General features: G+C 47.1%; 12 protein-coding genes and 1 pseudogene. 8 read left to right on the top strand and 5 right to left on the bottom strand.

The annotated features are described in order from the left end of the window. Positions 1–28: 28 nt before the first annotated feature. The 4 genes from ACFSB2_RS17690 (at position 29) to ACFSB2_RS17675 (ending at position 3,433) form a co-directional block, all read left to right on the top strand. Positions 29–583 carry a P-loop nucleotide/nucleoside kinase family protein gene (locus ACFSB2_RS17690; RefSeq protein WP_377944433.1) on the top strand — a complete coding sequence of 185 codons (555 nt, stop codon included), beginning with the start codon at positions 29–31 and terminating at the stop codon, positions 581–583. A 424-nt stretch (positions 584–1,007) separates the two neighbouring features. After that, entirely contained in the window at positions 1,008–1,571 is a 564-nt protein-coding gene (sigY, locus tag ACFSB2_RS17685) for an RNA polymerase sigma factor SigY (protein ID WP_377944432.1), read from the top strand. Further along, positions 1,543–1,938, top strand: a complete 396-nt coding sequence (locus ACFSB2_RS17680; RefSeq protein WP_377944431.1) for a DUF5345 family protein — start codon at positions 1,543–1,545, stop codon at positions 1,936–1,938. The genes sigY and ACFSB2_RS17680 overlap by 29 nt, the downstream gene beginning before the upstream one ends. A gap of 493 nt (positions 1,939–2,431) precedes the next feature. Then, a complete protein-coding gene (locus tag ACFSB2_RS17675; protein ID WP_377944430.1) occupies positions 2,432–3,433 on the top strand; it encodes an alpha/beta hydrolase in 1,002 nt (333 codons plus the stop codon). Between the two features lie 452 nt (positions 3,434–3,885). On the opposite strand, the gene ACFSB2_RS17670 is transcribed toward ACFSB2_RS17675, so the two are convergent. Continuing rightward, a complete protein-coding gene (locus ACFSB2_RS17670) occupies positions 3,886–4,080 on the bottom strand; it encodes a S41 family peptidase (protein ID WP_377944453.1) in 195 nt (64 codons plus the stop codon). A gap of 138 nt (positions 4,081–4,218) precedes the next feature. Between ACFSB2_RS17670 and ACFSB2_RS17665 the strand changes: the two genes are divergently transcribed. The 3 genes from ACFSB2_RS17665 (at position 4,219) to ACFSB2_RS17655 (ending at position 8,264) form a co-directional block, all read left to right on the top strand. Beyond that, positions 4,219–5,118 (top strand): hypothetical protein, encoded by a 900-nt coding sequence (locus ACFSB2_RS17665; protein WP_377944429.1) that lies wholly within the window; start codon positions 4,219–4,221, stop codon positions 5,116–5,118. A 684-nt stretch (positions 5,119–5,802) separates the two neighbouring features. Beyond that, entirely contained in the window at positions 5,803–6,669 is an 867-nt protein-coding gene (locus tag ACFSB2_RS17660) for a phytanoyl-CoA dioxygenase family protein (protein ID WP_377944428.1), read from the top strand. Positions 6,670–6,815: 146 nt separating this feature from the next. After that, positions 6,816–8,264: a sulfatase-like hydrolase/transferase gene (locus ACFSB2_RS17655; RefSeq protein ID WP_377944427.1), complete on the top strand. Its 1,449-nt coding sequence runs from the start codon at positions 6,816–6,818 to the stop codon at positions 8,262–8,264. A 187-nt stretch (positions 8,265–8,451) separates the two neighbouring features. On the opposite strand, the gene ACFSB2_RS17650 is transcribed toward ACFSB2_RS17655, so the two are convergent. After that, positions 8,452–10,848, bottom strand: coding sequence for an alpha-glucuronidase family glycosyl hydrolase (locus ACFSB2_RS17650; protein ID WP_377944426.1), 2,397 nt, complete (start codon positions 10,846–10,848; stop codon positions 8,452–8,454). 77 nt (positions 10,849–10,925) lie between these two features. Beyond that, positions 10,926–11,864: a dihydrodipicolinate synthase family protein gene (locus ACFSB2_RS17645; protein ID WP_377944425.1), complete on the bottom strand. Its 939-nt coding sequence runs from the start codon at positions 11,862–11,864 to the stop codon at positions 10,926–10,928. A 252-nt stretch (positions 11,865–12,116) separates the two neighbouring features. On the opposite strand from ACFSB2_RS17645, the gene ACFSB2_RS17640 reads away from it, so the two are divergent. Next, entirely contained in the window at positions 12,117–12,854 is a 738-nt protein-coding gene (locus ACFSB2_RS17640) for an AAA family ATPase (RefSeq protein ID WP_377944424.1), read from the top strand. Positions 12,855–12,970: 116 nt separating this feature from the next. Here ACFSB2_RS17640 and ACFSB2_RS17635 read toward each other — a convergent pair whose 3' ends face one another. Together ACFSB2_RS17635 and ACFSB2_RS17630 are read right to left on the bottom strand one after the other, a co-directional pair. Then, positions 12,971–13,441 carry a methyltransferase family protein gene (locus ACFSB2_RS17635; RefSeq protein ID WP_377944423.1) on the bottom strand — a complete coding sequence of 157 codons (471 nt, stop codon included), beginning with the start codon at positions 13,439–13,441 and terminating at the stop codon, positions 12,971–12,973. Between the two features lie 535 nt (positions 13,442–13,976). Further along, positions 13,977–14,177: pseudogene (locus tag ACFSB2_RS17630) on the bottom strand (response regulator transcription factor); the annotation flags it as partial. Positions 14,178–14,251: the final 74 nt, after the last annotated feature.

Below are 14,251 nucleotides of genomic sequence, written 5' to 3'. Positions count from 1 at the left end.
AACTAGTGTGAGGATGGGTCCCTATTTTATGGATAACTATAGCGTTGATAGCACGATATATCTGATATCTGGCCCCTGTGGCGTTGGCAAGTCGACTGTGTCTAAAGAGGTAGCGCAACGCATCCCACGTTCGGTACTCCTGATTGGTGACAACCTCTTGCACATGTATCAAGGGTACGATGCGCCCTGGGAAGAACGATTATCCCTGGCATGGACAAATATTCTAAGCGTGACTCGAAACTTTATTCGCAATGGATGGAATATCGTGATCGATTTTGTGGTCGAGGACGAACTGGAATGGTTCATTCACGAACTAGAAGATATGTCAGTCAGCTTTCACTACATTGTTCTCGTTGCTGACGAAACGACTCTTCTCGAAAGAATTAACCGCCGTGGCTCTCCAGAGCTCTCAGAGCGTTCACTTTTTCTACTCAATAAACTGAAAAAATCAGATACCAATCGTTCTTTTCTTTACGACACATCAAGTAAGAGTCCAACGATAATTGCGGAGGATATTCTCTGCTCAAATCATTTCAGGATGCTGTACCGGCCTCACGGTAAAAAGGAAGATAGTCAGCGATGACTATCCTTCTTCGTTCGAAGTGAGCAAGGAACACGTTTATTGCGTAGTGCTTCTTCAGTTAAACCGGAATGGCTGAAGACCTGCTTGGCCGATGGATTACATTATTAACAGACATAATTTCAGGAAGCGAATTTTTCCGTCCATAAAGGATACATAGGTAAAGCACGAACTAGGGAGTCGATTTATCTTCTTGCTGAAAAGAAAGACTAATGTTCGGATAGTATACCGTCCATAGATAGGTTCCACTTCCTGCTCGATTAAAATAAATCACGAAGAATTATCCCCTGCCAAATTTCTTTCGACTCCTGCCCGAATTTTAACTCTATCAGCAAATCATATTACAGTGAACCCATTGAGGATCTCGTTCGTATTATCTATGTCGTACAAAAACGACTGACGACTTTTGAATAGGTGGCCACCTTTCATGAATGAAACACAGCGTGTTCATGCTGCGAAGCGAGGTGACGATGAGGCCCTCGCGAAATTACTGCAGGAGCATTACCTGTTTGTATTCAAGTACCTTCTGCAGTTGACGCTTCATCGCCAATCCGCCGAGGATCTGACACAGGATACGGTTGTTCGGGCAATCGAGAAAATCCGGCTCTATGATGAACACCGTAGCAAATTTTCATCTTGGCTGCTGACTATCGCTACTCGTTTGTTTCTCGATCATCAGCGTAAAAAGCGAAGAGAGACCAACGCGTCGACGTTGGCTAGGCAAGATGTTGAAGAGGAAACGCGGCATCTCCGCTGGCAAATAGAAAGCATGGATGGTGAGTGGTTTTTGCTCATCGATGCACTGGCGCGTTTACCGAATGATACGCGGGCAGCTGTGATACTCAAGCATTATTACGGTTACGATTACAACGAGATTGGCGACATTTTGAACATCCCCACGGGAACAGCAAAATCGCGAGTTCATTATGGTCTTCGCGCGCTTAGAAAGGAGTGGGCACAAAGTGAAGAAGACACGAACTTTAACCAATGAGATTGAGATGAAATCAGGTGTGCGAGAAGAAATTTCAACGAGCCAAAATGGAGAAGCAATCGACATGGATGTTTTCGAATCTGATTTGCGTTGCGCCCTGAAGCAGGTGGAGTCTACAGCACCAGTATCTCCGCCACAGCTAGAGCAGATGATCCGTCTGGTCGAGGACACCAATCGTCGCCAATCTCGAATTTTGCAGCGTGATCTAGCCCTGTTCATTATGATTGCGGTGTGCGCTGGCGTTGGTTGGGTCATTAGTGCGATTTTAAATTACTTTGTAGATGTACTTATTGCTACGTCTTTCGTGTCTATTGCGACCATTCCTGTCGGCTGGTTGCTTGCGCGACGAGAGGTGCGATCTTCGTGAAAGCGCTCGGGATTCCATGGGTAACAGTCGTATTGATCGTCACAATTTTACTGGCACAGGGGATTTGGTTATTTGTCGATGCACGTCACCGGTCACGATGGCCGTGGTTGTGGGGCCTATGGGGACTTATTAATTTTCCAGCGCCCACAATTATCTATTTGCTTTTCGTACGCAAGGTTTGGCGTCGACAGTTTCGTGGCTGAAAGTGTGAAACCACTTCCTCCGGAATTACAAAAAGGTATGGCGAACTCGATAGATAAACACTTTGAGCAAAAAATGTGAGTGGAGGATTTTAGGATGATTATTGTAACAACAGAAAGCATTTATGGACACGAAATTGGGACGGTGATTGGACAAGGTCTGAAATCGTAGCTTACGGCACAGCCGTTGTCGTGCGTGAGCAATGAACATAATAAATTTATTGTATCGTATTGCGCATTTGACTTCTTGTCATTGTTGAGGATGCGGCCGCGATGCGGAGGAGGTCTCGGAATTGGAAGCATGGAAAAGTAGGGAAAGTGTCGAAGTGAACTGGGAGATGGGGGACACGACTGTGCACGGTACGCTGGTCAAGCCGACCGGAACTGGTCCATTCCCCGCGGTGATCATGGCAGCAGGCAGTGGGCCGACGGACCGTGACTGGAACTCACCTCTGCTGCCGGGAACAAACGGCAGTGCCAAGCTTCTAGCTGAAGCGCTGGCGCTGGCGGGATTTGCTTCGTTGCGGTATGACAAACGGGTTTCAGGGCCGCACGCGATGGACAATATGCGGGTGCTCGTCGGTACGGTGAGCATGCAGTCTCATGTCGAGGAGTACGCCGGTGCTGTGAAACTCCTTGCAGGGAGATCCGAGATTCGTTCCGATGCAATTTTTGGGCTGGGCAATAGCGAGGGCACGCTGCATGTCCTAAATTATCAACTGAAAAGTCCTGCAGTGTCGCTGGCCGGCCTGATTCTTGCGGCACCACCGGGCCGCGCTGTGAGTTCGGTCGTCCGCTCCCAATTGGCGGCGCAAGCTGCGGCTGTTGCGAATGGTGAGGCGCTGTTGGCGTTATACGATGAAGCAATCGCACGATTCCTTGCTGGCCAATCGGCCGCACCGGATCCCGCCCTTCCCGAGGGAGTGAGGAACCTTATCGCTGCGCTGGAGGCTCCGGTGAATCTCCCGCTCGCCCGTGAGTTGTGGACCGCGGACGCCGCCTCGCTGCTGGCACGAATCGATGTACCAGTATTGGTCGTCATTGGAAAGAAAGACATCCAAGTGGATTGGCAGGCAGACGGCCAAACACTGGTGCAGGCCGCGCAGGGAAAGCTGAATGTGACCCTGGTGTTCCCCGACAATGCCAACCACGTGCTGAAGTATGAATCCCAGGGTCGTGCGGTATTAGAAGCTAGTGCGGTCATGCAGCGTTACAATGCAGACGACGCCCAGCTCGACTCCGAAACCGAGGCAACGATCATGGGCTGGCTGGCACGACAAATGAACACGGTATAAAAAGACATAGAGCTTATGTTGTGAGATGTTGGAATGAGAATCAAAATGGTGAAAGAATCACGTTATTGGGTTCTATGAGGGGCATTTCGCTGGCAGTTTACATCTCATAAAATCGGATTACCAGCCTTTTGCTGAACAAGGGATACTGAAATTAATGATTTTAATGTGATCGAACCCCTTAAAAGACGGGGCATCAGACTAAGGAGAACTAAACCCGAAGTGGGAACTGAATAGGCTCTGTTATGAGCTTTGGACGGATATTCAATCAATTAGTTTTACCCTTGCTGCACATATGGACAGTAGAGCGTCACTGTGGAAGGCGGTGGTGACATGTGGACTTTAACCGCTAAAATAATTCAGTAGTCTATCAAAAGGCTGCGGACCATAATCATAGTCCGCATGCACCGCACTTCGTTTTTTTGTTCCTAAGCAAACAAAATACTGCCACAGCCTCAAATGAGTTCCATCGCTTTTTCGAGTACGGGATCAGCGCCAGTATCCATCAAAGCAGATACTAATTGAGAGGGTGTGCTATCGCCGCTATTTTGTCGAATGTCGATCACAATGGTGTGTGCTTTTGAAAACTCGTGGATGTATGTGAGCGCTTTTTCTTCAAGATGGGGCGCACTGAAAGCAGGAATGCGAATATAAGCGACATTCTCGTTCCCCAGTGCTCAATTCATGCATTCATCGACTCTCCTAACTACGGTTATCTGAATGTATTATAATCTCATTCGATCTTCATTATTGGCATTGTCTTGGTTGAAAAAAGGAGCGTTTTTGACTTGAATCAAGAGTTGGCAATCCTGTGCGCGCAAGATCAAATAGATTTGAAAACCCAAGCGCCCTTGCGTATTGAACGAGATAGAGCTCGCCGGGGGCGTGTTATGGAAATCCTCCAAGAAGGTGGATTTTCTGAAGGTGTCGATTACAGCATGGCTGCCCTGATATTTCAGCATGGAGAAAAATTAGAAGATTGGTGGACTGCTTATCAGTTTGCCACAAAGGCTGTTGAACTGGGGACTGAACGAGCGAGATGGCTCGGAGCGGCAGCATACGACAGATGGTTGTTAGGGCAGGGGGAACCAATCCGATACGGCACACAACTGGTGAACTTCGGTGGTATATATCGCCTTCCTAAAATTGACGGAAAATGCACGAGTGAAGACCGTTTGATGTGGGGGCTAGCTTCGGAAAGAGATCAGTTTGCTATGAATGATATCGTTGGCATGCCTCAGATGCGAATTTGCAATACGTTGACTGCCGATAACTTGACCGTAAAAGTGATATGTATTGATAGAATACTAGTATTTGGAGATGTGTTCGGTGAGCAATTAAGAAGACATTCTAGGTTCGACTTGAGTCTGAATGGGCTGGGCACAGTCTATCAAAACAACTATGAGTGGAGATGGATAAATGATAACAATGATGAAATGGAAGTATGGTGGTTACCCATGCCGATCATGCCCGAGCTGGGGCACTGTATTGTAAGCCACGGTGAATCAACTATGGAGGTTTCCAGCTTGGACAATCATTCAATCATTTGGGTCATCACAGACGAAGTGTTAACGGGTTACTTTAAATCCCAAGATCGGATCTGGGCTGTTTCAGGAACCCATCGAGATCGAGTGGATTCGGTGATTAGTACCTTGCTATCACAGGCGTATAAAGTGGAGAAAGAGTAGTTGTTAAACGGGTGCAAAGACCCCGTAAGCCTGATTGCGGGGCTACCATACCTAGCCTGGGACCAGGTCAAACGCAACGAGTGGATCAAACTTCAACTACATTCACAACTGATATTCCAAACTGCTGTCAAGGGTTCCGTTGAGCAGATTGGCTTGCTGTTATATTAATGGTTGACACCAGTTCGAAACCCTTTGACTATCTGCTAGTTGATACACCTACGTGACTTAACGATACGAATTTTACCCCACTGCTTTCCATTTCCTTTCCGAATTCACATTTTCTGCACGAGACGTCAACCATGATTCTCTGAAATATGTGCTCTCTTAGATAGCCAATCAATTGCCACTCACTTCCACGGTAATGACTTGTCCGTTTAAATCTCCGAACAAGCGGTCCGAGAGCATTCAAAATCAAGGTATACACAATTTACACCGAAATATTTGGTATGTTATGAAAAGTAAAATCATATCTGTGAAAAGTTTAACGACGCGCGCTGGGATCGAACTTATACTCAATATGCAAGGCGATTTTTTGATTTGGTTCATACGCAAATTATCACACGCTCGTGCTGCAACGATACGCATAAATATGATTCAGAACATTCAATCCTATTACGCACCTCAGAGTGGCATAGCGCTTGGTCGCTGCTTGACCAGTGAATAATATTGTAGGGAGAGATGATGATGGCGGGACAGGCTGCTAAATTTTTAGATTCGTCTAATTTATTGGGCCATAACGAGCAGATTCACCAAAGAGCCCATGAACAGGGATACTTGTATTTTAGGGAATTACTCCCACAGAACGATGTATCTTTAGTAAGGGAAGATGTGCTTAGGGCATGTGAACAGGAAGGCTGGCTGGAACAGAATGCGTGTATAAACGATGGCATATCGCGAGAGGGATTTCACGTTATAGAGGGACAACCGGATTTTTTTAACGTGTATGATAAAGTTCAAAAGTTGGAATCATTTCATCGACTATCCTTGCATCCAAGTATTATTTCCGTGTTTGAGGCCATCTTTCAAGAAGATGTACTTGTCCATCCCCGAAATATCTGCCGGATTTTTTTCCCGAATACGCACGAGTATAGTACACCTGCACATCAGGATTTTGTTCAAATTGGCGGCACTGATGAGACATGGACTACATGGATTCCGTTAGGTGACTGTCCAATGTCGTTAGGTGGATTGACGATTCTATCAGGATCGCACCGGGAACCCGTACTTCCGCATCATGAACATATCGGCGTTGGTGGCAGGAGCGTTGATACAGAAGGGTTCTCGTATCAGTGGGTCAAGGGAGATATGGCGTGCGGAGACGTACTTATGTTTCACAGTCACACAATTCATAAAGCACTCCCCAACCTTACCGAAAACCGATTGAGGCTGTCGGCTGATTATCGCTATCAACCGATATCCCAACCTGTCCGTGAGGACTCCCTACAACCGCACTATGGACGGTTGCAATGGGGCGAAATATACTCCGATTGGATCGAGAAAGATGTTCAATATTATTGGCAAGACTACAACCTCAACGTTGTACGACCTTGAACATGGTGAAATATTCGTCATTTGTACTTTCAGGAAGCTCGCAGTGGGACAGCCGTTTGATACGAGTGGTTTAAGGAATATCACAGGCGTGCACTGTTTGGAATGAATAAAAACCTAGGTGAAAACCGAAAAGAGGCAGAACATTGATGCGTAAACCTAATATTGTATTCATTCTTTCGGATGACCAAGGCGCGTGGGCGATGGGGTGCGCAGGAAATTCCGAAATTCGGACACCGAACTTAGATAGACTGGCGAAGGAAGGCATTCGCTTCGACCATTTCTTCTGTGCCTCTCCCGTGTGCTCTCCAGCCCGGGCCTCCATCTTTACAGGACGTATCCCTTCTCAGCATGGGGTGCTCGATTGGCTACGGGGAGGAAATCTGGACGCAGAGAAGCTCGATCTCGACATCAAGGGTATGCCGCAGTTCAACAGCGAACATCGGCCGATCCAGTACCTAGATGGTCAAGTCGCTTACACGGACATCCTCAGCCAGCACGGGTATTTTTGTGGTTTGAGCGGCAAGTGGCATCTCGGAGACAGTGTGGTTCCACAGAAAGGTTTCTCCCATTGGTTTACGATTGCCCGCGGCGGTTGTGATTATCATCACCCGGATGTCGTGCGCGACGGTCGGGTGATGTTTGAGGACCGCTATATTACCGACCTCATTACAGAGGATGCGCTGGAATTTTTGGAGCGTAACGGAAATAACGAGCAACCGTTTTATCTGAGCGTGCACTACACGGCGCCGCACTCGCCGTGGGAACGGGAGCAGCATCCAGAAGACATCTATCGTCTCTATGAAGACTGTGCGTTTGCATCAGTCCCGGAGGAACCGAGAAACCCTTGGCAGAGCCCGACGGCACCGCAGGGAGAGGGGGAGCGGAGAAAAGAACTGCTCAGAGGCTATTATACAGCGGTGACGGCGATGGATCGGGGCATCGGAGAGATTCTCGATAAGCTGGATCAACTGGGCATTCGCCAGGATACGCTGCTGATTTTTATGGGCGACAACGGTATGAACATGGGACATCATGGTATCTGGGGCAAGGGCAACGGCACATTTCCTTTGAATATGTACGATACATCAGTCAAAGTGCCAGCGATTTTTTCGCACCCTGGGCGCGTCGATGCTGATAGGGTATGCAGTGAACTGCTAAGCCAATACGATGTGTTTCCAACGCTGTTGAATTACCTAGAGATGGAAAATTCATACGCCGATTCATTGCCGGGGAGAAGTTTCGCATCTCTGTTGCAAGGGGATGAGATGCTACAGCGCGACAGTGTGGTGGTCTTCGATGAATACGGTCCGGTGCGGATGGTGCGGACAAGGGAATGGAAGTATGTTCACCGCTATCCATATGGGCCACATGAACTTTACGATCTCGTTAGTGACCCGGATGAACGGGTGAATCTGATGGACGATGAGCGTACACGGGAGGTTCAGGTACATATGCGGGCAGTGCTCCAGGATTGGATCTCCAGATATGTAGACCCAATGTTCGATGGGGCTCGTGAGCCGGTAACCGGGTTCGGTCAAGTTGATTGGGCCGGGCCGCGCGGGGATGGTAGGCAGGCCTTTTGTGGGAGGGACTGAGTTTCTTGAATCATTTCGGCCCTCATCTCTACTTCACAGAGTTAAACATTTTCTTTTGAGATGAAGGCCGCATGCAATTTATCCATCTACTTCTTCATCTGGTGTTTGGCAAAAGCCTCAAACACCAGATGTGTTCGATTTTGATTGCATAGAAGACTTTTCACATGTCCGAAGTCCAACAACTCATTCACAATTTTCGGATTAGGATCTCGGCGATTTCTCTGCCCCTATCACCACCTTGATTAAAACATGTTAGTTCTAACTTGCCGTCGGCCAATGCCGCGGCGGGAATTTCGGAATCAACGACAGTCACATTGCAGACTGTGACATTTTCATGAAGTACAAATCGTTGATTCGCGACCATTTTCACTTTATACGGCGCGTTTCGTTTGCCGGTATACACCACACGAATCACGTATCTTCCTGCGGGATCCAAATCACAATAGAGGATTTTCAACGGAACATCATACACTGCTGAAATGCTCTGAATCCAAGATAGTGGTATTCCGTCATGGGGGGTACTCGATTCCCAATCAGACCTCGTCAGAAAATCCAAATACATCAATCGTGGAGACGCTAAATGTCCGGGATCATGTTCCCACTTCACCTCGAAGTCGACCCTCTCCAAACTGTTGGGCAATCCAAAATTGTCATAGAATCCACCGGGTCCGGGGGCTGTGCGATGAATCACTTCAGAAATCGCCGTTAGTCGCTTCTGCTCACTGCCTATGTTTCGAATCGAAGCGGCACGCCCGTATAGAAACTTTGCATTGTTCAAAGGTGTATCAATCGTCGTGACAAATGCCCCTCTGTCCCACGATATTGCCTGATGTCTCTCCACGGTTGTCTGTGCGCCAATGCGCACGAAGAGTTCATCCGCTAACTCGTCGCAGCGTTCGCGCAGTGCGCGTGCAACTGGCTTCAACACGGATTGATTTAAAATGGCTTCCATTTTGGTCAATGATGCTAAACTTCCAATCACGGAAGCCTCCTGTAGCGCGTCCAAGGCCGCTCGCTCTAATTCTGTCTCGTAGAACAAGCGCCTTCGTTGGTATGCATCATAATATGCTCTCAACAGGCCCATTTGAAACCGATAGTTCCTTAGCGTATGGGGTTGAACCGCAGCTTCCAGTTCACGCCATTGGTTGAGCGTTACATCAACAACTTCATTCAGTAGGAGACTGCCCTTCCAATTTCGTTCAAGTGACATCATTCCCTGGGCTATCTCTTCGGTGAGATCACAGTCAATGAAAAAGCGCGCATAGTCCCTTATTGTTTCAATGACAGGTGTATCTGGGTTCCAATCCTGATCAGACCAAACAAACTTATTGACATCATCATATATGCCTTCAGAGTAAGTTATCGTTCCAATCGAGTAATCGGTGAGTAAGTTATGAATGTGCTTAAATGCCACAGGTCGTGGATTTATGCTTTCTCGGCCGTAGGTCAAGGCGAACGCTAAATCCCAATCATGGATTGGATATTGACAGCGAAAGTTGTGGCAAATATCTTCATAACGCCGGATAGGATATTTCGGGTTGATTTTGCTGCGCAGGTCGGGCAACGGAGTCTTTTCCCACGGCCCAAATACAATACCTCCGAGCCAAGCCGGTTCTTGATTGACCTTTTCAAAAAAGGTCTTAAGCCAATCATCAATCACATCATTCCGCATCACCTGAGGGGATAGCCAAATCTTGGCGTTCGGGTGATATTTATGCAGAACTTCGGCAACTTGCCCAGCCCATTCAAACAAGAGATCTGCATCTAAATCCCCGGGATCGCCGCCTGGCATGAATAGGGCATGAATATGAGGGACGCGCCTGAAAATCTCGTCTCGTTCAGCAAGTTCATCACTTTGTGTTTGGGGATCACGATAATCAGCAGCTAGATTCGGATACCACACCCAGGTATCAAGTCCATAGGAGTGAATCATTTCGGACAGCTGAATCATCATATCCAATGGAGGTACTTTAAAATGTGGCCCCGTCTCATCATCGTCCGTTCGCGGTGGTAAGAGTTCAATACTGTTTGCGCCAAAAATGGCCAGTTCTCTGATGTACTGTTCGAATTGCGCTGGAATCCATGCATCGTAGGCATTCGTCTTCGGACGATAACCTAATTGGTGTCCTCTGACGAGCGACCTGGGACTACTCTTTATAAAAAGTGCTGAGTCAATTTTGATTGAACTATCCCTCAACTGCGCTTTCCGTAAGAATTTTCCGACACCGTAAAGCATACCTCGTGCATCGGCCCCGAGAATGACGAGAATATCTTGCCCATCTTGTCGAATGTTTCGAATGAGATAACCTTCCGGTTGCAGTGTTTTCACATCCGCTTGAATCTCTGTGAATTTTTCAACGTCGGGTTTAAGACGTCGAATTGATCCCACCATAATGACCAATGTGTCATTTGGCCATGTTTGAACACGTTGCAGCGTGAGTGCAGTCCGTTTCTCGACTTCCTCGGTCAGCACTGATAGCGCTTTCTCTTCTTGCAATGAGTTTGTCTCGGGCATATATAGGATTGCGTTAGAAAGTTCAAGTAAGATTCCATCGTCTGCTGAATTGGACGTGCTGTCTGTCATTACGTTTCCCCCCTCAATCACTTGTAGAAGTTCACAACATATGCGGCATACTGCAAAAGGAGGCGATCGATGAATTCTTAAAATGAGCCAGAACGAGAGATGCCTACATCATCCGAAACGCAATGCGTTAACCTGCGCAACTGTTCCACCTGCAAACGCTGGACATCCGTGAATTGGCAGTCTAAGAGGGAGCGGCACGCGATATTGTCCAACACGCCCTCCAGCACGAGGTAATACTTGGCGCAGGCAGGATATAACTGCGTCTCTAGTAAGGAAGCCATACTCAGGAAATCCATGAGTTTCTCTGCTCGCTTTGGCTGGTCTCGCCAGTTGGAGATTAACCAGACATACAATTCTGGATGAATGTTTGCCATTACACCACTAAACCCCGCAGCGCCGAGCTTGAGAGAATCCAACAGCGTAGCGGAATTGGCATTGAATAGCTTGAGATTGGTTGCATGGACGGCACTGATTTTTGCTTTAATACTGTCAATATTGCAACTGGTGTCCTTTAGAAACACAAAGTCTTTATACTCTGCGCACCATTTCAATCGTTCTGGACTCATCAAATGCTTGTATGGGTGCGGACATTCGTACCAACCGAGTGGCACATCAAGGTTCATGCCCTCCAGTAAAGAGACGAGATTTTCGCGCCACACATCTTCCGGAGTATCAGGTCCCGCTATGCGATTCGTCACTAAAACCAGCCCATCAATTCCTGTTTGCGCCATCAATTGTAACTCTTTTTGTTGCTCTTCAGCCGAATCTGAGACATGCCCGGATGCAATAACAGGGATTCGACTACCGGCACATTGTTTCACAATGCGCGCGATACGTACACGTTCATCTAGACTCAGATGGAACATCTCACTAGATTGACACACTGCAAACAAACCGTCGACGCCTTTGGCAATGTACCACTCCACCAATCTTTCTAAGGCTGCATAATCCACCTCGTACGTTGGTGTAAACGGAGTAACCATCGTCGGCCAAACACCGCGTGATATACTAAACATTCATATCACTCCCGCTTTCAATCGTTCCGCAATCATCTGCCTTGCTCTATAATTTAAGTGATTTCTCGTTCAAAATGTTTGCTCAATTTTCTGTGTTTATTAACTGTAACAAATTTATCCCCAAATTGCGGGCGGGTGGAACCCAAAAAGTCAGAGATTCCTTTCGTGTTGGCCATCAATCATCTCTTGTGTTTGCGCGCAAACTCGGTTACGACAAATACTTTTCGATAATCGTCTTGGGGGCTCTAGCTCATGTTTTTACGTGAAGTTCGACTTGATGATTTACCCGATGAGAGGAAACACCCTTTTAACTTACCTGTCTTTCGTACAATGAAAAAACTGGATTTAAGCTGTTTTTTGACTTTCTTTGTTGGCGAAAACGGAAGCGGAAAATCAACATTACTTGAGGCAATCGCGATTCAAGCAGGGTTTAATCCGGAAGGCGGTTCTAAAGGTAACTACTTCACTACAGCACAGACGGAATCAAACCTATTTAACTACCTCAAACTTAGTTGGATGCCAAAGGTTACAGCAGGTTTCTTTTTCCGAGCAGAAAGCTTTTTTAATTTCGCAAGTCACATTGATACTGCTGCAAAGGAGCCTTTTGCACCTAATCCTTATCAGTCCTATGGTGGCAGGTCTTTGCATGAACAATCACATGGCGAATCGTTTCTCAACCTTTTTACAGGTAGGTTAACAAACCGAAGACCGGCTTTGTATATACTGGACGAACCAGAAGCAGCCTTGTCGCCTTCCCGGCAACTTGCTCTTTTGCGTGTATTGCATGATCATCAACAATCTGGGCGTTCTCAGTTCATCATCGCTACACATTCCCCTATTCTCATGGGGTATCCAGGTGCTCGTTTGATGAGTTTTGATGGGAACTCCATTGAGCCAATACAATATCAAGATACGGCTCATTACATCATTTCACGCCAGTTTTTAAATTCTCCTGAGGCTATGATGAGAGAATTGTTTAAAGATGAATAAGTTTTTTTGACTTGCAGCAACACACCGGAGCCATTTTACCAAACCACACGCTCCCGCACAGATGTTATATCAATGATATGGTGTCTGCCATGCCAAGCGCACAATCCAAGAACGGATCACCATATCCAAGGGATTAGCCTTTTTGTCTTGCTTTGGTACGCTTCATAGTCAGAGCCTAGGGTTGAAACCAGTACTGCTTCCTCGATGTGAATTCTATATAAAAGAGCAACAAGTCCTGGGACAACCGCGAACGCTAACGACAGCCAGTTATGAGTAGATAAGCCAAAGCCAAAACACATTAATATCAATCCACTATATGAGGGATGTCGTACAAGTCTGTAAGGGCCACGTTTTACTACGAGTTGATCTGAATGTGTCTCAACTGTCGTACGGAATGACGCCCCAAGCGTTGTAACTGACCATATCCGCAACCCAAATCCCAACACAATGACACACACTCCGCTCCAGAAGCTTGTGCCAGTCCAACTGGCAGGAAAATAAAAGTTGGCGTTCCCGCTTACAATTGAGGCAACAGTTATTCCGCCGATGATTGCAATGAAGTTATAGTACCTGGTTCCCCGGTCCATCTCAGTTTTTCCTTTGCCATGGATTCTGTCTCTAATCAGAAGCCAAATCTCATATACCAACCAGATTTTTGTGATTATGGAAGGGAGGGATTGAACCATAGTTATCTCACATACCTTTCTTTCAATTTTGAGAGCTCTAGTTCGGTTTGCGCGTACCCATCATCCTAGTCACGATCACGCCGCCGCTCTGCACGATCTATCTGATGATCTTGGCGCGCTTGGCGGACGGCTTCTGGGTGGCGAAAAGCGAGCATCAGCGCTCGTTCAAACAGTAATCCAGAAATTGAGAAAAGATAAGGAAGGGAACTCATTTAGCCAGACCCTTTATGGCACGATGCATGCGGAAGTGGTGGTAGAGCCCCGAGGGGTTCTGTGGATTTGCTCTTCCGCTTCGCCCTTGTGGTCTCAGGATACGCCAGAGATGCGCACGTTAACGTCTATACTGCGATAGACATTTGGTGACTATAGTGTTTTCGGAAGAATCTATCCATGGATAGACGACGAGGTGGAACGTGCATGATGCGGGGGATTGTTGTCAGGCTATGATACCATGCCTCAAAGCTAAAATTACAGTCTGTGTCCGAGCATCCACGCCTAACTTCTGCAGGATTCGATGCACATGTGTTTTCGCTGTGCCTTCTGTGACAAACAGATTGCGAGCAATCTCATTGTTGCGCAATCCTTTGGCCATTTCCTGCAAGACTTCAAGCTCGCGTTCCGTCAACTCATCCAGCAGTGAAACTTCATAGTTTCCGGCTTTGATGATTTTATTCTCACCTGGCGTTATGTAGGCGGGTTGCGCCATGCGTG

It is taken from the genome of Alicyclobacillus fodiniaquatilis, assembly GCF_042678105.1.
GTDB lineage: Bacteria > Bacillota > Bacilli > Alicyclobacillales > Alicyclobacillaceae > Alicyclobacillus > Alicyclobacillus fodiniaquatilis.
The sequence above is the reverse complement of the archived record's forward strand: the minus strand, read 5'-3'. Positions and strand labels throughout refer to the sequence as shown.

What these genes read in the sequence shown, in the direction of transcription:
- ACFSB2_RS17645 (WP_377944425.1), bottom strand. Translation starts at nt 11,864, where the DNA reads ATGTTTAGTATATCACGCGGTGTTTGGCCGACGATGGTTACTCCGTTT.
- ACFSB2_RS17640 (WP_377944424.1), top strand. Translation starts at nt 12,117, where the DNA reads ATGTTTTTACGTGAAGTTCGACTTGATGATTTACCCGATGAGAGGAAA.
- ACFSB2_RS17660 (WP_377944428.1), top strand. Translation starts at nt 5,803, where the DNA reads ATGGCGGGACAGGCTGCTAAATTTTTAGATTCGTCTAATTTATTGGGC.
- ACFSB2_RS17635 (WP_377944423.1), bottom strand. Translation starts at nt 13,441, where the DNA reads ATGGACCGGGGAACCAGGTACTATAACTTCATTGCAATCATCGGCGGA.
- ACFSB2_RS17690 (WP_377944433.1), top strand. Translation starts at nt 29, where the DNA reads ATGGATAACTATAGCGTTGATAGCACGATATATCTGATATCTGGCCCC.
- ACFSB2_RS17650 (WP_377944426.1), bottom strand. Translation starts at nt 10,848, where the DNA reads ATGACAGACAGCACGTCCAATTCAGCAGACGATGGAATCTTACTTGAA.
- ACFSB2_RS17655 (WP_377944427.1), top strand. Translation starts at nt 6,816, where the DNA reads ATGCGTAAACCTAATATTGTATTCATTCTTTCGGATGACCAAGGCGCG.
- sigY (WP_377944432.1), top strand. Translation starts at nt 1,008, where the DNA reads ATGAATGAAACACAGCGTGTTCATGCTGCGAAGCGAGGTGACGATGAG.